Annotated in this window: 20 protein-coding genes; 10 read left to right on the forward strand and 10 right to left on the reverse strand. The window is 63.2% G+C overall.

The genetic code is table 11. From position 1 onward, the window contains the following. Window positions 1–137 precede the first annotated feature (137 nt). Together erdR and ACK1VC_RS25115 are read left to right on the forward strand one after the other, a co-directional pair. Entirely contained in the window at window positions 138–788 is a 651-nt protein-coding gene (gene erdR, locus ACK1VC_RS25110) for a response regulator transcription factor ErdR (RefSeq protein WP_016485243.1), read from the forward strand. A 73-nt stretch (window positions 789–861) separates the two neighbouring features. Beyond that, window positions 862–1,227 (forward strand): diacylglycerol kinase, encoded by a 366-nt coding sequence (locus ACK1VC_RS25115; protein ID WP_016485244.1) that lies wholly within the window; start codon window positions 862–864, stop codon window positions 1,225–1,227. Here the strand turns inward: ACK1VC_RS25115 and finR are convergent. Further along, on the reverse strand, window positions 1,224–2,150 hold the full coding sequence (gene finR, locus ACK1VC_RS25120; protein ID WP_016485245.1) for a LysR family transcriptional regulator FinR: 927 nt from the start codon (window positions 2,148–2,150) through the stop codon (window positions 1,224–1,226). The genes ACK1VC_RS25115 and finR overlap by 4 nt on opposite strands. Before the next feature lie 118 nt (window positions 2,151–2,268). Here finR and fpr point away from each other — a divergent pair, with 118 nt between their 5' ends. Further along, on the forward strand, window positions 2,269–3,048 hold the full coding sequence (fpr, locus tag ACK1VC_RS25125; protein ID WP_012270923.1) for a ferredoxin-NADP reductase: 780 nt from the start codon (window positions 2,269–2,271) through the stop codon (window positions 3,046–3,048). 187 nt (window positions 3,049–3,235) lie between these two features. Here fpr and ACK1VC_RS25130 read toward each other — a convergent pair whose 3' ends face one another. Both ACK1VC_RS25130 and ACK1VC_RS25135 read right to left on the reverse strand, forming a co-directional pair. Continuing rightward, window positions 3,236–3,730 carry a SprT family zinc-dependent metalloprotease gene (locus ACK1VC_RS25130; RefSeq protein WP_023047669.1) on the reverse strand — a complete coding sequence of 165 codons (495 nt, stop codon included), beginning with the start codon at window positions 3,728–3,730 and terminating at the stop codon, window positions 3,236–3,238. Window positions 3,731–3,861: 131 nt separating this feature from the next. Next, window positions 3,862–4,461 carry a Yip1 family protein gene (locus ACK1VC_RS25135; RefSeq protein ID WP_012270925.1) on the reverse strand — a complete coding sequence of 200 codons (600 nt, stop codon included), beginning with the start codon at window positions 4,459–4,461 and terminating at the stop codon, window positions 3,862–3,864. Window positions 4,462–4,723: 262 nt separating this feature from the next. On the opposite strand from ACK1VC_RS25135, the gene ttcA reads away from it, so the two are divergent. Then, complete coding sequence (ttcA, locus tag ACK1VC_RS25140; RefSeq protein ID WP_016485247.1) at window positions 4,724–5,548, forward strand: tRNA 2-thiocytidine(32) synthetase TtcA; 825 nt, start codon at window positions 4,724–4,726, stop codon at window positions 5,546–5,548. Window positions 5,549–5,552: 4 nt separating this feature from the next. Next, a complete protein-coding gene (locus ACK1VC_RS25145; protein ID WP_016485248.1) occupies window positions 5,553–6,224 on the forward strand; it encodes a DNA-3-methyladenine glycosylase I in 672 nt (223 codons plus the stop codon). A gap of 102 nt (window positions 6,225–6,326) precedes the next feature. Here ACK1VC_RS25145 and ACK1VC_RS25150 read toward each other — a convergent pair whose 3' ends face one another. The 3 genes from ACK1VC_RS25150 to arsC are packed head-to-tail and all read right to left on the reverse strand — an operon-like array spanning window position 6,327 to window position 7,688. After that, window positions 6,327–6,740 (reverse strand): DUF2069 domain-containing protein, encoded by a 414-nt coding sequence (locus ACK1VC_RS25150; protein WP_060519597.1) that lies wholly within the window; start codon window positions 6,738–6,740, stop codon window positions 6,327–6,329. Beyond that, window positions 6,733–7,338: an NAD(P)H:quinone oxidoreductase gene (wrbA, locus tag ACK1VC_RS25155; RefSeq protein WP_060519595.1), complete on the reverse strand. Its 606-nt coding sequence runs from the start codon at window positions 7,336–7,338 to the stop codon at window positions 6,733–6,735. Before wrbA ends, ACK1VC_RS25150 begins: the two co-directional genes overlap by 8 nt. Then, the gene (arsC, locus tag ACK1VC_RS25160) at window positions 7,335–7,688 is read right to left on the reverse strand and encodes an arsenate reductase (glutaredoxin) (protein WP_060519594.1); all 354 of its coding nucleotides are present in this window, start codon (window positions 7,686–7,688) and stop codon (window positions 7,335–7,337) included. Before arsC ends, wrbA begins: the two co-directional genes overlap by 4 nt. 85 nt (window positions 7,689–7,773) lie before the next feature. On the opposite strand from arsC, the gene ACK1VC_RS25165 reads away from it, so the two are divergent. After that, window positions 7,774–8,238: a TlpA disulfide reductase family protein gene (locus tag ACK1VC_RS25165; protein WP_023047672.1), complete on the forward strand. Its 465-nt coding sequence runs from the start codon at window positions 7,774–7,776 to the stop codon at window positions 8,236–8,238. A 34-nt stretch (window positions 8,239–8,272) separates the two neighbouring features. On the opposite strand, the gene ACK1VC_RS25170 is transcribed toward ACK1VC_RS25165, so the two are convergent. Genes ACK1VC_RS25170 through ACK1VC_RS25185 form a run of 4 tightly spaced genes read right to left on the reverse strand, consistent with a single transcriptional unit; the run spans window position 8,273 to window position 12,929 of the window. Continuing rightward, window positions 8,273–8,677, reverse strand: a complete 405-nt coding sequence (locus ACK1VC_RS25170; protein WP_016485253.1) for an META domain-containing protein — start codon at window positions 8,675–8,677, stop codon at window positions 8,273–8,275. Beyond that, window positions 8,674–9,111, reverse strand: a complete 438-nt coding sequence (locus tag ACK1VC_RS25175) for a hypothetical protein (protein ID WP_096425701.1) — start codon at window positions 9,109–9,111, stop codon at window positions 8,674–8,676. The genes ACK1VC_RS25170 and ACK1VC_RS25175 overlap by 4 nt, the downstream gene beginning before the upstream one ends. Window positions 9,112–9,142: 31 nt before the next feature. Next, window positions 9,143–10,132, reverse strand: coding sequence for a 2-hydroxyacid dehydrogenase (locus ACK1VC_RS25180; protein ID WP_016485255.1), 990 nt, complete (start codon window positions 10,130–10,132; stop codon window positions 9,143–9,145). A 13-nt stretch (window positions 10,133–10,145) separates the two neighbouring features. Further along, entirely contained in the window at window positions 10,146–12,929 is a 2,784-nt protein-coding gene (locus ACK1VC_RS25185) for a response regulator (RefSeq protein WP_016485256.1), read from the reverse strand. A 193-nt stretch (window positions 12,930–13,122) separates the two neighbouring features. Between ACK1VC_RS25185 and ACK1VC_RS25190 the strand changes: the two genes are divergently transcribed. The 4 genes from ACK1VC_RS25190 to rlmD all read left to right on the forward strand — a co-directional run bounded on the left by ACK1VC_RS25190 (window position 13,123) and on the right by rlmD (window position 17,658). Further along, the gene (locus ACK1VC_RS25190) at window positions 13,123–13,842 is read left to right on the forward strand and encodes a response regulator transcription factor (RefSeq protein ID WP_016485257.1); all 720 of its coding nucleotides are present in this window, start codon (window positions 13,123–13,125) and stop codon (window positions 13,840–13,842) included. Window positions 13,843–13,848: 6 nt separating this feature from the next. Further along, window positions 13,849–15,240: a sensor histidine kinase gene (locus ACK1VC_RS25195; protein WP_060519593.1), complete on the forward strand. Its 1,392-nt coding sequence runs from the start codon at window positions 13,849–13,851 to the stop codon at window positions 15,238–15,240. A gap of 159 nt (window positions 15,241–15,399) precedes the next feature. Then, entirely contained in the window at window positions 15,400–16,299 is a 900-nt protein-coding gene (cysM, locus tag ACK1VC_RS25200) for a cysteine synthase CysM (protein WP_024717686.1), read from the forward strand. Beyond that, entirely contained in the window at window positions 16,300–17,658 is a 1,359-nt protein-coding gene (gene rlmD, locus ACK1VC_RS25205) for a 23S rRNA (uracil(1939)-C(5))-methyltransferase RlmD (protein ID WP_016485260.1), read from the forward strand. The last annotated feature ends 40 nt before the right edge of the window (window positions 17,659–17,698 follow it).

Consider the following 17,698-nt stretch of genomic DNA (forward strand, 5'->3'; position numbering starts at 1 on the left):
CTGGCAGCCAGGGTGGGCGAGACGGCAGAGCAATGGCTTGACCGCTCTGGACCGTGCTCGGCATCCTTGGCGCCGATTCCCCGCCGGGCGCTTCTCATACCCCCGAGTGCCTGGCATAGAACAGGATCCTTAGATCGATGGCCACTTACGAAATCCTGATTGCCGATGACCACCCGCTGTTCCGTGGCGCCCTGCGCCAGGCCGTTACCCTTGGCCTGGGCCCGGATGTGCGCCTGGTCGAAGTCGCGAGCATTGCCGAACTGGAAACCCGCCTGAGCGAAAAAGCCGACTGGGACCTGGTGCTGCTGGACTTGAACATGCCGGGTGCTTATGGTTTTTCCGGGCTGGTGCTGCTGCGCGGGCAATACCCGCAGATCCCCGTGGTGATGGTGTCGGCGCAGGAAGAGGCCGCCGTGGTGGTCAAGTCCCGCGAGTTTGGCGCCAGTGGCTTCATTCCCAAGTCCAGCACCCTGGAAGTGATCCAGGAGGCCGTGCGCAAGGTGCTCGATGGCGAGGTCTGGTGGCCGCCGCAGGCGTTCGAAAAGGTCGATGTCTCTGCCGAGGCCAAGGCCGCCAGTGAAGGCCTCGCCAGCCTCACGCCGCAGCAGTTCCGCGTACTGACGATGGTCTGCGAGGGCCTGCTGAACAAGCAGATTGCCTATGAACTGAGTGTCTCCGAAGCCACCATCAAGGCGCATGTGACTGCGATTTTCCGCAAGCTGGGCGTACGTACCCGCACCCAGGCCGCGCTGCTGCTGCAACAACTTGAATCGGTTGCCAGCAACTGACTGCGCGTGGCTTCACGCTTTTTTGACCCGTGCCGGTCTAGTCTGCTGGCCTTTCTGTTGTGAAGTGACTCACATGACATCGCCATTCAAGGGCCAGACCGGCCTGAAACGCATCTTCAACGCCGCCGGCTACTCGCTGGACGGCCTGCGCGCCGCCTTCAAGGGTGAGGCCGCATTCCGCCAGCTGGTGCTGCTCAACGTGCTGCTGATCCCGATCGCCTTCTGGTTGCCGGTCAGCCGTGCGGAGCGGGCGATCATGATCGCGGTGTGCTTGTTGGGGCTGATTGTCGAGTTGTTCAACTCCGCGGTGGAGGCGGCCATCGACCGTATCTCGCTGGAGCGCCACCCGCTGTCGAAAAACGCCAAGGACATGGGCAGCGCCGCGCAACTGGTGGCAATGACCATGGTGGCGCTGGTGTGGGGCGTGATCCTGCTTTAAGCGATCGGCGGCAGCACGATTTCGTCACTGCGGGTATAGCCCGCAGTGAAGTTGCGGCACAGTTCCAGAAACTCGCGCATTGCAGAGGTCTGGTACTTCTGTTTGTGCCAGATGAAGTAGAACTGGCGCATCAGGTCCAGTTCCGGCGTTTCTACCGGTACCAGGCTGCCTCGGCGGAAGGCGTCACGCAGCGCCAGGCGCGAAATACAGCCAATGCCCAGGCCCGATTCCACCGCGCGCTTGATCGCTTCGGTGTGTTCCAGCTCCAGGCGGATGTTGAGGTTGGCGCGGTGATGGCGCATGGCTTGGTCGAAGGTCAGGCGCGTCCCGGAGCCTTGCTCACGTAAAATCCACGCCTCTTGCGACAAACTTTCGATATCGGCACGGCCCAGCTTGGCCAGCGGATGCTGCGGTGCGCAGAACACCACCAGCTCGTCCTCGACCCACGGCTGCACTTCCAGGTCCGGGTGGTTGCAGTCGCCTTCGATCAGACCCAGATCAATTTCGTAGTGCGCGACCTGTTGCACGATGTGCACAGTGTTCTGGACATGCAGTTTGACCTGGCTTTCCGGGTGGGTCTGCATGAAGCTGCCGATCAGCAGGGTGGCCAGGTAGTTGCCGATGGTCAGTGTGGCGCCGACCGCCAGCGAACCGAAGCCGGACTTGCCGTTTAGCAGGTCTTCGATTTCCTTGGCCTGGTCGAGCAGGGCCACGGCTTGTGGCAGCAGTTGATGTCCCAAGGCGTTCAGGGCCAGGCGCTTGCCGGCACGGTCGAACAACTGGCAGCTCGATTGCCGCTCCAGCTCGGTGATGGAAGTGCTGGCGGCCGACTGCGACAACGCCAGCAGGCTAGCGGCCCGAGAGACGCTTTGATGCTGTGCGACGGCGACGAAGACCTGCAGTTGACGAAGTGTGAATCGCATATCTATATAACCGATAACACATATCTTGATAATTCAGTTAACAGATATTGTCGCTGCCCCTAAACTATCGCGCAACTGCGCGTTTTGCGCGCCGCGTTTTTCTTCAGGAGCCCCATCGATGAGCAACATGAACCACGAACGTGTCCTCAGTGTGCACCACTGGAACGACACCCTGTTCAGCTTCAAGTGCACCCGCGACCCGGGGCTGCGCTTCGAGAACGGTCAGTTCGTGATGATCGGCCTTCAACAGGAAAGCGGCCGTCCGCTCATGCGTGCCTATTCCATCGCTTCGCCGAACTGGGAAGAGCACCTGGAGTTCTTCAGCATCAAGGTGCCGGATGGCCCGCTGACTTCGCAGCTGCAGCACCTGAAGGAAGGCGATGAGATCATCATCAGCAAGAAGCCTACCGGTACCCTGGTGCTGGACGACCTGAACCCGGGCAAGCACCTGTACCTGCTGAGCACCGGCACTGGCCTGGCGCCGTTCATGAGCGTGATCCAGGACCCGGAAACCTATGAGCGCTTCGAAAAAGTGATCCTGGTGCATGGTGTGCGTTACGTGAACGAAGTGGCCTACCGCGAGTTCATTACCGAGCACCTGCCGCAGAACGAGTTCTTCGGTGAGTCGGTTCGCGAAAAGCTGATCTACTACCCGACCGTGACCCGCGAGCCGTTCGAGAACCAGGGCCGTCTGACCGACCTGATGCGCAGCGGCAAGCTGTTCAGCGACATTGGTCTGCCACCGATCAACCCGCAGGACGACCGTGCGATGATCTGCGGCAGCCCGAGCATGCTCGACGAGACCAGTGAAGTGCTGGACAGCTTCGGCCTGAAAGTCTCCGCCCGCATGCGTGAGCCGGGTGACTACCTGATCGAGCGTGCCTTCGTCGAGAAGTAAGGCGCAGGCTGGTACAGGAAGGCGACCCCCGGGTCGCCTTTCCTATGCCTGAAAGTTGTATATGGGCTGCACCGGCCCTTTCGCGGGGCAAGCCCGCTCCCACAGGGATACTACTGGGCCTGTGCGAATGGTGACCCTGTTGGCGCGGGCTTGCCCCGCGAAGAGGCCCGCACAGGCCGTGCACAATCTATTCGACGCGAGTTTCACCGCTATACACCAGAATCTCCCGGCAGCGTTTGCACAGGTACCGCCGCCCCTGGCGCACCAGCTTGTGACGCTGGGCGGTAAATGGGAAATCACCCTGTGGGCATGGGCAGCGGTAGATGTAGCGGGTTACCACACGCCGTTGCACTTCATAGTTGTGGCAACGGTTGGGTGGCAGTTCATACACCCCGCGCATGATCAATTGCCATTCTTCGCCATGGGCCTGGATGCGGTCGCCAAACAACTGGTGGGCCACCAGGTGCGCCACTTCGTGGGCAACGGTCTGGCGCAGGAAGTCGTCCTGGTTTTCCCGGTAGAGCTGCAGGTTGAAGCGCAGCAGGTTCTCGTGCAGGTGGGCGACGCCGGCTTTTTGCCCGCGCAGCTTGAAGCTGACTTCCGGGCGCGAGAAGGGGCGTTTGAAAAAGGTTTCGGCTTGCTGGTAACAGGTTTCGACGCGTTGTCTGAGCAGCTCGGGCATGGTGGGGCGGTTCTCCTGACCGGGCATTATGCCGCAAGCACTGGCGGGCTGCCGAGCCACCGGTCAGCGCACAGCCAGGGGCCGCCTTGCGGCGGCCCCTGGTTGATGCCCCAGTGTTGGTTGAGTCTGTTCTAGTTGGTGTAGACGGGCCCCACGCCCAGTCCCCAGATGATGACCGTGGCAGCCATGATCGCCACCAGCACCACAAGGCCCACCGCCAGCACGGAGCTGGAGAACAGGAAGCCTTCGTCGGACGGAATGTTCATGAACGTCGGCAGGCCGACATACAGCAGGTACACCGTGTAGCAGATGGCGGCAGTGCCGATCAGCATCCCCAGCCACAGGTGCGGGTACAGCGCCGCCAGGCCACCGATGAACAGCGGTGTGGCGGTGTAGGTGGCAAAGGCGATGCACTGCGCCATGGACGGGTTGGCATCGTAGGTGCGGGCCATCCAGTGGATGAATGCGCCCATTACCGCCACCCCGGCGAGCATGGCCAGGTACGACATGATGCTCATCCAGATGGCACTTTCCATGGTCAGCATCACCGCCGGCCGGTCACCGATGACCCAGCCCACCTGGGTAGTGCCGATGAAGGCCGAAATGGCAGGGATGGCTGCCAGGATCAGGGTGTGCGTCAGGTACATGTGGCTGATGGTTTCTTCTTCGCCACGAATTTCCCGCCATTCCTGATCGGGATGGGTAAACAGCCCCACAACGTGATGAATCATGCCGATCACTCCTCTCAATGTTGCCAAACGCCCCCCAAATGGAGCGCAAGCGGCCCGAGGCCCGAACACCGATGCAAGCGGTAATGTGGCCTTATGTCGCAGTATAGGAAGCGGTTACCGGCACGAACCGTGCTTTTTAGAGCAAATTGCGCTGTCAGTGGGGCTGTTGATTACATCGAAGTCTTTATCGGAATGCCTACAGCGATGCTGCGTTTGTGCGTAAAATAGCCGGCTTTTGTCACACCTCGCGGATCCAAGCGCTATGGGCACCCTCTCGGTCAACCAGAACAAACTGCAAAAACGCCTGCGTCGTCTCGCCGGCGAAGCCATCACCGACTTCAACATGATCGAGGATGGCGACAAGGTCATGGTCTGCCTGTCCGGCGGCAAGGACAGCTACACCATGCTCGACGTTCTGTTGCACCTGCAGAAGGTGGCACCGATCACGTTCGAGATCGTCGCGGTGAACATGGACCAGAAACAGCCGGGCTTTCCAGAGCACGTGCTGCCGGCTTACCTCAAAGAGCTGGGCGTCGAATACCACATCGTCGAGAAAGACACCTATTCGGTGGTCAAGGAACTGGTGCCCGAGGGCAAGACCACGTGCTCGCTGTGCTCGCGCCTGCGCCGTGGCACCTTGTATACCTTTGCCGACGAAATCGGCGCAACCAAGATGGCGCTGGGGCACCACCGCGACGACATCGTCGAAACCTTCTTCCTCAACATGTTCTTCAATGGCGCGCTCAAGGGCATGCCGCCGAAGCTGCGCGCCGACGATGGCCGCAACGTGGTGATCCGCCCGCTGGCCTACTGCAGCGAGAAGGACATCCAGGCCTACTCGGACATGAAGCAATTCCCGATCATCCCGTGCAACCTGTGCGGCTCGCAGGAAAACCTGCAGCGCCAGGTGGTCAAGGACATGCTGGTGGAGTGGGAGCGCAAGCACCCGGGCCGTACCGAAAGCATCTTCCGTGCCCTGCAGAACGTGGCGCCGTCGCAACTGGCCGACCGCAACCTGTTCGACTTCACCAGCCTGAAAATCGACGAGAACGCCACGCCGCGTTTCCTCGACGTGCTGAACATCTGAGCCGATGCGTGACTATCAGTGGTTGCATGAGTACTGCCTGAACCGCTTTGGCTCGGCCCAGGCGCTGGAGGCCTTTCTGCCGCAGCCGCGCACGTCGGCGCAGCTGCGCGGCATCAGCGACGACCGCTACCTGTCGACCTTGGCGCTGCGCGTGTTCCGCGCCGGGCTCAAGCACAGCCTGGTGGATGCCAAGTGGCCAGTGTTCGAGCAGGTGTTTTTCGGTTTCGACCCGGAGAAGGTGGTGCTGATGGGCGCCGAGCACCTGGAGCGGCTGATGCAAGACGAGCGCATCATTCGCCACCTGGGCAAGCTCAAGAGCGTGCCGCGCAATGCGCAGATGATTCTCGACGTGACGAAGGAGAAGGGCAGCTTTGGCGCCTTCATCGCCGACTGGCCGGTGACCGACATTGTCGGCTTGTGGAAGTACCTGGCCAAGCACGGCAACCAGCTGGGTGGGCTGTCGGCGCCGCGTTTCCTGCGTATGGTTGGCAAGGACACCTTTATCCCCACCGATGACATGGCGGCGGCGTTGATTGCACAGAAGGTGATCGACAAGCAGCCGACCAGTCAACGCGACCTGGCCTTGGTGCAACAGGCGTTCAACCAGTGGCATGCAGAGAGTGGGCGGCCGCTGTGCCAGTTGTCGGTGATGCTGGCGCATACCGTCAACCATTGAGATTTGTGTTGGCCTTTTCGCGGGCATGCCCGCTCCCACAGGTCCAGCGCAGGCCTCAAGTGTGGCGCGATCCCTGTGGGAGCGGGCGAGCCCGCGAAAAATTCAACTCCCTTCGCCCGCCATGCGCCGCTCATGCTGGAACTTCCAGCGCACATACAGCAGCCCGGCAATGAACAACCCCAGGCTCAGCAACACTTCAAGCCAGCCAAAAATCGCCCGCGTCGGGTCAAATGCCGCCAGCACGCCCTTGATGAAATAGATATTCACCACGAAACAGGCCCAGGCATGTGCCCGGGCGCTGCCTGTCAGCATGCCCGGCAACAGCAGCAGTAGCGGCACCAGCTCGATCGCCAGAATCACCCCGACCCGTGCCCCATGCAGGTTGGCAAACCACAGGTTGTTCACCACCAGCAGGGCGATGAGGCCGAAGAAGAACGCCAGGCTCAAGGCCCGTGTCAGGCGCAGGCGCGGTGCCAGCCATTCCAGCGGCGGCAACACCTTGGGCTTTTTAGCCACGCGCGGCCTCCAGGGCTTTGGCTGTGGTGGCCAGGCGTTGGCCCAAGGCACGACACAGGGCGGTCTCGTGCTGGTCAAGTTCGCGTTTGCCATCTGCACCTGCATGGTGGCTGGCGCCGTAAGGCGTGCCGCCGCCGCGGGTTTCCAGCAAGGCCGACTCGCTGTACGGCAGGCCCATCACCAGCATGCCGTGGTGCATCAATGGCAGCATCATCGACAGCAGGGTAGTTTCCTGGCCGCCGTGCAGGCTGGCGGTAGAGGTGAACACACCCGCCGGCTTGCCGACCAGTTCACCACCCAGCCACAGGCTGCTGGTGCCATCCAGGAAGTACTTCAGCGGCGCCGCCATGTTGCCGAAGCGGGTCGGGCTGCCCAGTACCAGGCCGGCGCAGTGGCGCAGGTCGTCCAGGGTGGCGTACAGCGCCCCGCTGGCCGGGATGTCCGGGGCCACCGCTTCACATTCGGTAGAAATAGCGGGCACTGTGCGCAGGCGAGCCTCCATGCCGGCCAGTTCGATGCCGCGGGCAATATGCCGGGCCATTTCACTGGTCGACCCATGGCGGCTGTAATACAGCACCAGGATGTAGGGGGCGCTCACGGCAGGATCTCCAGCACTTTTTCCGGTGGGCGGCCTACCACAGCCTTGTCGCCGGCAACCAGAATCGGCCGTTCGATCAGTTTGGGGTGCTGGGCCATGGCCTCGATCAGCTGCGCGTCGGTCATTGCCGGGTCGGCCAGGTTCAGCGCTTTGTATTCGTCCTCGCCAGTACGCAGCAATTGGCGTGGGGCGATGCCCAGCTTGTCGAGCAGTGCCTTGAGGGTGGCCACGTCGGGCGGGGTTTCCAGATAGCGCACGATGGTCGGTGCCAGCCCGCGGGCTTCGAGCAGTTCCAGCGCGCCGCGGGATTTCGAGCAGCGCGGGTTATGATAAAGCGTGAGGTCAGTCATGTCGGGTCGCATCCAGCTGGGTGTGGCGGCTATTCTAACCGCAGCGACTGACCAATTTGCTTTAAAACTCGAGAAGGATTGACCCATGGCAAGGCGTCTGGCAGCAGTACTGGCCATCACCGCGAGCCTGTTGCTCGGTGGTTGCGGTGCCGATTATGGCGTGGACCAACACGGTAATACGGTTAAGGCCGAACAGATCGAAGGGCACTGGCTGGTGCTCAACTATTGGGCCGAATGGTGCGGGCCGTGCCGTACCGAAATCCCGGAATTGAACGCGGCGGCCAAGCAGTGGGCGGCCGATGGCATCAAGGTGGTGGGGGTGAACTTCGATGGCTTGCAAGGGCAGGACCTGAAACAGGCCGCTGAAACCCTGGGCATCGGTTTTACCGTACTGGCCCAGGACCCGGCCGAGCGTTATGACCTGCCCCGCAGCGAGGCGCTGCCGGTGACCTACATCATCGATGACAAGGGCAAGGTGCGTGAGCAGTTGATGGGCGAGCAGACCCTGGAAGGGCTGCAGGCCAAGATCAAGGCCCTGAAAGGCGCCTGATGCAGTTGGGGCCGCAAAGCGGCCCCGGCAATCCTCAGCCTTCCTCAGGCCAGAACCGCAGTGGCTTGCCTTCGGCGGGCCAGAAGCGCATCTGCTCCACCGGCGACACATCCCAGCGCTCTACCGTTTCCAGCGCCTGCAAAAAGCGCTTTTCCTGCTCCATCAACGCCGGTGCGCACAGCTTGCGGGTCTTGCCGACCTTGCCGAAGCTCAGGCGCTCACCCTCCAGCGTATACGGCGCAAACCAGTGGTTGCAGCCGGCATTGCCATAGGCGCGGCCGTCGCTGGCCAGGGTCAGGGTCAGGTGGCTGTAGTCGATCAGCGGGCGTTCGCCAATCCACTCCAGCACGTAGCTGCGCTCCTGTTGCAGTTTTGAAGGTTGTGCGGCGCAGCCGAGCAGGCTGGTGGTAATCAGCACGCCGGTGAGCAGATTTTTCACTCGGCGCTCTCCTGGCAACGCGGGCACAGGTGTTTTTCGCCACGGCTGGCCCAGCCCAGTTCGGCGATACGTGCGTTGGCGGCGGGCTGGCGGGCTTTCTTGCCCAGCTTGGCGTCCACGGCAAATTCGAAATCCAGCACGGCGTCGCAGCTGTCGCACTCAACCTGCCAAGTGAGGATTTCCAGTTCGTTGAACACGGGCCCGCTGGCCACGGCAACCCACTGGCCGCGCGGGTTGATCAGGTGGCGCACGCTGTCCACGGTCAGTCGCATGGACAAGTCCTTGCTGCCCTTGAGGGTCACCAGCAGGGTGTCGCCTTTGTGCATCGAACCGCCGTTGCCGGTGACCTGATAGCGGCCCGGCACCAGTGCACGGCACTCGATCAGGGTGTGTTGCGGGTTGAAAAGGGTGTAGCGGAAATCGTGCTCGACCATGGGTCCTCCAGAAATGCCGCGTATCCTAGCACTAACCCATGACCAGATTCTGTGGATTGCCTGCCGCCCAGCGGTTGATGTTGTCCAGCGTGGTGGCGGCAATGGCGTCCAGCGCTTCGCGGGTAAGGAAGGCCTGATGGGCAGTGATGATCACGTTGGGGAAGGTCAGCAGGCGGGCCAGTACATCGTCCTGCAGGGGCAGGTCGGAGCGGTCCTCGAAGAACAGCTGGGCTTCTTCTTCGTAGACGTCCAGGCCCAGGTAGCCAAGCTGGCCGCTTTTCAGCGCGTCGATCAGTGCCGGGGTATCGACCAGTGCGCCACGCCCCGTGTTGATCAGCATGGCGCCGTGCTGCAGTTGCGCCAGGCTTTGTGCATTGATCAAATGCCGGGTGTGCTCGGTCAGCGGGCAGTGCAGGCTGATGATACGGGCTTCGCGCAACAGCTCGGGCAAGGTCAGGTAGCGCGCGCCGAGGGCCAGCAGCTCTGGGTTGGGGTAGGGGTCGTAGGCCAGCAGCTGGCAGCCGAAGCCAGCCATGATACGGGCGAAGGCGGCACCGATCTGGCCGGTGCCGACCACACCGACGGTTTTGCCGTGCAGGTCGAAACCGGTCAGCCCGTGCAGGGTGAAGTCGCCTTCGCGGGTGCGGTTGTAGGCCCGGTGCAGGCGCCGGTTGAGGGCCAGGATCAGTGCCACGGCGTGTTCGGCCACAGCGTGCGGCGAGTAGGCCGGCACGCGCACCACGGCAAGGCCCAGGCGCTGGGCAGCGGCCAGGTCGACATGGTTGTAGCCGGCCGAACGCAGGGCGATCAGGCGTGTGCCGCCTTCGGCCAGGCGCTGGAGCACCGAGGCGTCGAGTTCATCATTGATGAAGGCGCAAACGGCTTCGTAGCCGCTAGCCAGGGCAGCGGTGTCGAGGGTCAGGCGGGCGGGCTGGAAATGCAGCTCCAGCGCGCTGCCGCTGGCGGCCCGGGTGAAACTTTCCTGGTCGTAATGCTGGCTGCTGAACAACAGGACGCGCATGGTCAGGCTCCTCCTACAAATGCTGCGTAGGCCACAGCAACGGCCATGCACTCAATCTGGCCTGCGCCGCTAGCCGGCTGATCGCACCGTCCAGCTCATCCAGCGCTTGCTGTGCCTGTGGGTGGTCCTGCTTGAGCAGGGTTTCGCTGCGCTGACAGGCTGCGCGCAGCTGTGGCACACCACAATAGCGCGAGGCACCGTTAAGGCGGTGTACCTGTTCTATCAGGGCATTGCGGTCGTCTGCCTCGCGGGCGGCGCGTATGGCATCGCGGTCGGCGTCCAGCGAGGACAGCAGCATGCTCAGCATGTCGGCCGCCAGGTCCGCCTTGCCTGCCGCCAGGCGAAGGCCTTCTTCGGGGTCGAGCACCTTCAGGTCATCACTGCTGGCCAATGGCTCTGTCTGCGCCTGTTGCGGCACGCCCAGGCTCAAACCAGTCCACTTCATCACCACTTGCGCCAGTTGCCGCTCGCTGATCGGCTTGGTCAGGTAGTCGTCCATGCCAGCGTGCAGCAATGCGCGCTTTTCGTTGGCCATGGCATGGGCGGTGAGGGCGACGATTGGCAAAGGGTTACTACTTTGGGTGTTTTCCCAAAGGCGGATCTGCTCAGTGCAGGCGCGGCCATCCATGCCGGGCATCTGCACGTCCATCAGCACCAGATCGAACGGCTCGTCCTGCACGGCCTCCACCGCTGCATAGCCGTTGTCCACGGCCAGCACCTGGGCGCCCAGGTCCTCGAGCAGGGTTTGCACAAGCAGCAGGTTGGCGGCGTTGTCGTCGACGCAGAGAACCTTCGGCTGGCGCTGGCCATTGATGTTGTGCGCCTCGCTCTGTGGACGGCGCGGTTGCACCAGCTCCATCAGCAGACGGCGCAGTTTGCGGGTGCAGGTGGGCTTGGACAGCAACTGGCCATGGCCGTTGGGCAGGTAGGGGTGATAAAGCGCCTGCTCGGTGGTGGGGCACAGCACCACGCACTGGCAATGGTAACGCTCAAGTTGCTGGTGATAGTGGCCCAGTTGTTCGGGCGACAGGTTGCCCATGTTCGCCCCGAGCACGGCGAACTCGAACGGCAGGCCGGCCTGGCTGGCGGCCTGTACCGCCTGCAGCAACTGCTCGTAGGAGGCGAACAGGCTGACGCTGAGGCCGCAGTCCTCCAGCTGGTGTTCCAAGGCCTGGCGCGCCAGCTCGTGGCCGTCGACGATGGCTGCGCGGCGGCCCAGCAGCGGCTGCAACGGCTGCTCCTCGAGGTCGTCGTGGGCTTTTGGCAGGTTGAGGCTGATCCAGAACTGCGACCCCTCGCCCGGGGTACTGTCGACACCGATTTCGCCACCCATCTGCTCGATCAGGCGCTTGGAAATTACCAGCCCCAGCCCCGTGCCACCGGGTTGGCGGGCCAGCGAGTTGTCGGCCTGGCTGAAGGCCTGGAACAGCGTGCGCACTTCCTGCGGTGACAAACCGATACCCGTGTCCTGCACGCTGATGCGCAGCTGCGCGCTGTCCTCGTGCTCGTCTTCGAGCATGGCGCGCACGACGATGGTGCCTTCGCGGGTGAACTTGATGGCGTTGCTGACGAGGTTGGTGAGGATCTGCTTGAGCCGCAAGGGGTCGCCGATCAGCGAAGAAGGGGTGTCGCGGTAGATCAGGCTGAGCAATTCCAGCTGCTTGGCGTGGGCGGCCGGGGCGAGGATGGTCAAGGTGTCCTGGATCAGGTCGCGCAGGTTGAAAGGAATGCTGTCGAGCACCAGCTTGCCGGCCTCGATCTTGGAGAAATCGAGGATCTCGTTGATGATCCCCAGCAGGTTGTCGGCTGACTTCTCGATGGTGTTCAGGTAGTCCAGCTGGCGTGGCGTCAGCTCGCTTTTCTGCAGCAGATGGGTAAAGCCCAGGATGCCGTTGAGCGGCGTGCGGATTTCGTGGCTCATGTTGGCCAGGAACTCCGACTTGATGCGGCTGGCCTCAAGGGCCTCTTTGCGCGCCATGTCCAGTTCGATGTTCTGGATTTCGATGGTTTCCAGGTTCTGGCGCACGTCTTCAGTGGCCTGGTCGATGCTGTGCTGCAGTTCTTCGTGAGCGTTTTGCAGGGTTTCGGCCATGCGGTTGATGCCACGGGCCAGCTCGTCCAGCTCGTGGCTGCCCATGGTCGGCAGGCGTTCTTCGAGGTGGCCGTCCTTGAGTTGGTTGACCGCGTGTTTGATGCGCTCGATGGGGTCGTTGATGGTGCGGCTCATGCGCAGCGCCAGCAGGCCGCTGAGTACCAGGCAGGCGAGGATCAGCAGCAGGCTGGTGAACAGGTTGCGGTAGCCGCGCAGCAGGGTGCCGTCGTGCGACAGCTCGATCTCGACCCAGCCTAGCAGGCGCTCGGCTTCGGCCGGCACGGCATCGGTGGCGAGGTCGCGGTGGTGGCCGAACACGGGCATCAGGTAGCGGGTGGCGTCATTGCCGCTGCGTTGCAGCAGTTGCGTGCCAGTGCCTCCGCTGGGCGGCTGGTTGAGCATGCTCGGGCCCGCGTGGGCCAGGCGCGTGCGGTCCGGGGCCAGGAATGCGACTGCACGCACATCGGCCTGTTCCAGGGTCTGCGCGGCGATGCGCTCCAGCTGTGCGGGCGCAAGCCGGGCCATGGCGGGTGCAGCCAACGGCGCCAGCTGCTCGGCGATCATCTTGCCGCGTTGCAGCAACTGGGTACGCAGGTCGTTCTGTTGCAGCCAGGTAAAGTAACTGCCGAGCACCAGGGCCATCAGAGCGGCCGGCAGCAGGGCCAGCAGCAGGACCCGGCTGCGGATTCCCAAACGATCGAGCACACTCGCCTCCTGTCATGTGCCTGGACGCCGTCAAGCGATGACGGCCAAGCCGGGAAGTTACTCCGCCTGCAGCGCTATTGCACCTCTTTAGTGGCTGTTTTGCACCATTGCCGGGGCATTGGTCACAGGGCGGTTGCCTGGCGGGTATTGGATGCTCAATAATCGCGCAATTGAGAATGCATGGCAGTTGCCAATGAATCCTGTAGCTATTTACAACTCCAACATCCTCGCCATCGAGGACGACCCGGTTCTGGGTGCCTATCTCCACGAAGAGCTGCAACGCGGCGGCTTCCAGGTAACCTGGTGCCGAAATGGGCTGGAGGGGCTGGAAACGGCAGGTCGCCAGGTTTTCGATGTGGTGCTCATGGATATTTTGCTGCCCGGGTTGAACGGCCTGGATGCCTTGGCGCAATTGCGCAAGCGCAGCGCGACGCCGGTGATCCTGATGTCGGCGCTGGGTGCCGAGGCCGACCGCATCAGCGGCTTCCAGCGCGGGGCCGACGATTACCTGCCCAAGCCGTTCAGCATGGCCGAGCTGCAGGTGCGCATCGAGGCAATCTTGCGCCGGGTGGCGCTGGAACGCCGTCACCAAGCCCCGCTGGAGCATGCCGCCTGCGGCGAGCTGCAGTTTGACGAGGGCTTGTGTGACGTACGCCTGGACGGTCGCCTGGCGGGCCTGACCCCCAGTGAATACCGGCTGTTCGACATCCTGAACCGCAACTTCGATGATGTCCTGAGCAAGCCATTCCTGTACCAGCAGGTGTTGCAGCGTGGCTATTCGCGGCATGACCGCAGCCTGGACATGCACGTCAGCCAGATCCGCCGCAAGCTCAAGGGCATTGGCTATCACGAACGGCAGATCCGAACCGTGTGGGGCAAGGGTTATGTCCTCAGCGCCAGCGAGGCGGAGTGATCCCCCATGCTTGACCGCCATTCGCTGTTCTGGAAACTGGCCATCCTGCTGGTGGGCTTCTGCCTGCTGATGATCGGCCTCAGTTACACCTGGGGCCGGCACATGGAAATCCAGAATGCCTTCCTCTCGGAGCCGGCGCGGCAGGTGTTGCGTGGCTATGCCGGCGAGGCTGAACAGGCCTGGCGCAGCGGCGGCCGGGCAGGGCTTGACCAGTGGGTGGCGACGATGCACCAGCGCGAACGGGGCTGGGTTGGCGTGCTCGATATCAACCTGAGGCCGCTCGACAGCGCCACCCTCGACCCGCAGATCATGCAGCGGCTGACGCGCCTGCGGGGTGTCGACTGGCCGATGAGCCGGCGCAGCGTCGACCAGCCGTGGGTACGTATACCGTTCCCGGGGGCGCCTGAGCAGGGCATGGTGGTGATCGAACTGCCACAGCGGTTCAATCCGGACCAGTACCGGTTGCTGTGGCGCATCGTCACCAACGGCGTCATCCCTGGCCTGTTCACCTTGCTGTTGTGCGTGGGCCTTTACCGCATGTTGATCGTGCCGCTGAATCAGCTTCGCGAGCAGGCCAATGCCTGGCGCGCCGATCAGTTATCGGCTCGCCTCGACTCGCGCACTATCGCACGCCATGACGAGCTGGGCGAACTGGCCCGCGCCTTTGACCAGATGGCCGAGCGCCTGCAGGGCACGGTGGCCATGCAGCAGCAGTTGCTGCGCGACCTGTCCCACGAAATGCGCACACCGCTGAGCCGCTTGCGGGTGGCATGCGACGGCGAAACCGACCTGCAGCGCCTGCGCGAACGCCTGACCCGTGAAGTGGACTGCATGCAGCAGTTGGTGGAGGACACCCTGCAGTTGGCCTGGCAGGACGCCGAACGTGCGCCGATGAACCTGGAGCCCATCGAAGTCCACGCGCTTTGGGAACTGCTGGCAGAGAATGCCAGCTACGAAAGCGGCTGGTCTCCCGCGCGCCTGCGCTGCGAAGTACCGGCCGACTGTTGGGTGCAGGGCAACCTCAACCACTTGGCCCAGGCACTGGAAAACATCTTGCGCAACGCCATTCGTCACTCGCCGGCCGAGGGGGTGGTGCGGCTGGGTGGTCAGCCCGAAGGCAGTTATTGGCGGCTGTGGCTGGAGGACGAGGGCGGCGGTGTGGCTGAAGAAGACCTGGAGCGGATCTTCGCCCCGTTCTCGCGGCTGGACGGTTCTCGGCCAGGGGATGGGGGGTTCGGCCTGGGCTTGAGCATCGCCCGCAGTGCCATTCAGCGCCAAGGCGGCACTTTGTGGGCGCAGAATGGCAAGCGTGGGCTGCGGCTGTGGATGAGGTTGCCGTTACATGCGCCGGCCCCTTCGCAGGTAAACCCGCTCCCACAGGGTCACCACTACGCTTGAGGCCAGTGGAGTACCTGTGGGAGCGAGTTTACCCGCGAAGAAGCCCGCACAGGTCCGCGTTATAGCTTGTAGCTATATACACCACAGATTGCGTGATATGGCCGCGAAGGGTTTGCCGGTATGATAGGCGCCCCTGCCGTCCGGATTGTGAAATACACCATGACCTTGCAGTACCCAACCATCGCCGATTGCGTCGGCAATACGCCCCTGGTTCGCCTGCAGCGCATTGCTGGTGAAACCAGCAACACCCTCCTGCTCAAGCTCGAAGGTAACAATCCTGCCGGCTCGGTGAAGGACCGCCCGGCGCTGTCGATGATCACCCGCGCCGAATTGCGTGGCCAGATCAAGCCCGGCGACACCCTGATCGAAGCCACGTCCGGCAATACCGGTATTGCCCTGGCAATGGCGGCGGCGATCAAGGGCTACAAGATGATCCTGATCATGCCCGACAACTCCACCGCCGAGCGCAAGGCCGCCATGACCGCCTATGGCGCCGAGCTGATCCTGGTGACCAAGGAGGAGGGTATGGAAGGCGCCCGCGACCTGGCCGAGAAACTGCAAGCCGAAGGCCGCGGCCTGGTGCTTGACCAGTTCGCCAACGGCGACAATCCGATTGCCCACTACAACAGCACCGGCCCTGAGATCTGGCAGCAGACACAGGGCAGCATCACCCATTTTGTCAGTTCCATGGGCACTACCGGCACCATCATGGGTTGCTCGCAATACCTCAAGGAGCAGAACCCGGCGGTGCAGATCATCGGCCTGCAACCGATGGAAGGCTCGGCTATCCCGGGCATTCGCCGCTGGCCCGAGGAATACCTGCCGAAAATCTTCGACGCCACCCGTGTCGACCGTGTGGTCGACATGTCGCAGCAGGAAGCCGAAGACACCACCCGCCGCCTTGCCCGTGAAGAGGGCATTTTCTGCGGCGTGTCCTCTGGTGGTGCGGTTGCAGCCATGCTGCGCCTCTCCCGCGAGGTGGAAAATGCCGTGATGGTTGCCATCATCTGCGACCGCGGCGACCGTTACCTGTCCACCGGCCTGTTTGATCCGAGCTAAATGTCCAAGAAAAAAAGCAACAGCGGCCTGCGCTTCCAGCCGGCCGGCGGCAACCGCACCCCCCAGGTCCCCGTGGGCAAGAAGCAGCGCCTGGACATCGAGCGCCTGGCCGGTGACGGCCGTGGCATCGCCTTCCTTGACGGGCGCACCTGGTTCGTCAGTGGCGCCCTTGCCGGTGAGGCCGTGGAGGCGCGGGTGCTCAACGCCCGTGGCAAAGTGGTCGAGGCCCGCCTGGAGCGGCTGCTGCAGGCCAGCCCCGAGCGCCGTGAGGCGCCGTGCCGCCATTATGCGCGCTGTGGTGGCTGCAACCTGCAGCACCTGCCCCATGAAGCGCAGCTGGCACTCAAGCAGCGCACCCTTGCCGAGCAACTGCAGCGGGTGGCCGGCGTGCAACCCGAGGAATGGGCCGCGCCCCTGAGCGGGCCGGAATTCGGCTACCGGCGCCGGGCCCGTGTGGCCGTGCGCTGGGACGTCAAGGCGCGTCAGCTGGAGGTGGGCTTCCGTGCCGAAGCCAGCCAGGACATTATTGCCATCGACGATTGCGCGGTGCTGGTACAGCCCTTGCAATCGATTTTGCGTCACTTGCCGACGGTGCTGCGCTCGTTGAGCAAACCGCAGGCGGTAGGCCATGTGGAACTGTTCAGCGGTACCGCCGAGGCGGTGTTGGTGCGCCACGTCGCGCCGCTGCCGGCAGACGACCTGGCAAAGCTGCAGGCGTTCTGCGAACAGGCCAATGCCCAGCTGTGGCTGCAGGGTGAAGATGAGCCGGCGCCGGTGGACCCTGCCGCACAACTGGGCTTTGCCCTGGCGCCGTGGCAGCTGGAACTGGCCTGGCGCCCTGGTGACTTCGTGCAGGTGAATGCCCAGGTCAACACGGCGATGATCGAGCAGGCCCTGGCCTGGCTGGCACCGCAAGCCGACGAGCGGGTGCTTGACCTGTTCTGCGGCTTGGGCAACTTTGCCCTGCCGCTGGCCCGCAAGGCGCGCGAGGTAGTGGCGGTAGAAGGTGTTCAGGCCATGGTCGATCGGGCCGCGGCCAATGCCCGGAACAACAATGTGCATAACGCACGGTTTTTTCAGGCCGATTTATCGCAGCCTTTGGCAGGCACCGGATGGGCCGCCGAAGGCTTTTCTGCGGTACTCTTGGATCCACCGCGCGACGGTGCGTTCGAGGTGGTGCAAGGCATCGCACGCCTCAAGGCCAAACGGCTGGTCTACGTATCGTGCAACCCGGCCACGCTGGCGCGAGACGCGCAGGTGCTGGTCGGCCAGGGGTACCGGTTAAAAAGGGCCGGGATTCTCGACATGTTTCCTCAAACGGCGCATGTCGAGGCCATGGCGTTATTCGAAGCGGGCTAGCAGAGTGGCCCCTTGGTGCGGCTTCCATGGAATGGTTGCC

The organism is Pseudomonas sp. XP2 (genome assembly GCF_053557975.1).

Bases quoted from the DNA above. Each gene is read 5' to 3' on its own strand.
- erdR (WP_016485243.1), top strand. From the start codon at position 138: ATGGCCACTTACGAAATCCTGATTGCCGATGACCACCCGCTGTTCCGT.
- ttcA (WP_016485247.1), top strand. From the start codon at position 4,724: ATGGGCACCCTCTCGGTCAACCAGAACAAACTGCAAAAACGCCTGCGT.
- ACK1VC_RS25130 (WP_023047669.1), bottom strand. From the start codon at position 3,730: ATGCCCGAGCTGCTCAGACAACGCGTCGAAACCTGTTACCAGCAAGCC.
- arsC (WP_060519594.1), bottom strand. From the start codon at position 7,688: ATGACTGACCTCACGCTTTATCATAACCCGCGCTGCTCGAAATCCCGC.
- ACK1VC_RS25190 (WP_016485257.1), top strand. From the start codon at position 13,123: ATGAATCCTGTAGCTATTTACAACTCCAACATCCTCGCCATCGAGGAC.
- fpr (WP_012270923.1), top strand. From the start codon at position 2,269: ATGAGCAACATGAACCACGAACGTGTCCTCAGTGTGCACCACTGGAAC.
- ACK1VC_RS25145 (WP_016485248.1), top strand. From the start codon at position 5,553: ATGCGTGACTATCAGTGGTTGCATGAGTACTGCCTGAACCGCTTTGGC.
- rlmD (WP_016485260.1), top strand. From the start codon at position 16,300: ATGTCCAAGAAAAAAAGCAACAGCGGCCTGCGCTTCCAGCCGGCCGGC.
- ACK1VC_RS25195 (WP_060519593.1), top strand. From the start codon at position 13,849: ATGCTTGACCGCCATTCGCTGTTCTGGAAACTGGCCATCCTGCTGGTG.
- cysM (WP_024717686.1), top strand. From the start codon at position 15,400: ATGACCTTGCAGTACCCAACCATCGCCGATTGCGTCGGCAATACGCCC.
- ACK1VC_RS25165 (WP_023047672.1), top strand. From the start codon at position 7,774: ATGGCAAGGCGTCTGGCAGCAGTACTGGCCATCACCGCGAGCCTGTTG.
- ACK1VC_RS25180 (WP_016485255.1), bottom strand. From the start codon at position 10,132: ATGCGCGTCCTGTTGTTCAGCAGCCAGCATTACGACCAGGAAAGTTTC.
- ACK1VC_RS25175 (WP_096425701.1), bottom strand. From the start codon at position 9,111: ATGGTCGAGCACGATTTCCGCTACACCCTTTTCAACCCGCAACACACC.
- ACK1VC_RS25135 (WP_012270925.1), bottom strand. From the start codon at position 4,461: ATGATTCATCACGTTGTGGGGCTGTTTACCCATCCCGATCAGGAATGG.
- finR (WP_016485245.1), bottom strand. From the start codon at position 2,150: ATGCGATTCACACTTCGTCAACTGCAGGTCTTCGTCGCCGTCGCACAG.
- ACK1VC_RS25115 (WP_016485244.1), top strand. From the start codon at position 862: ATGACATCGCCATTCAAGGGCCAGACCGGCCTGAAACGCATCTTCAAC.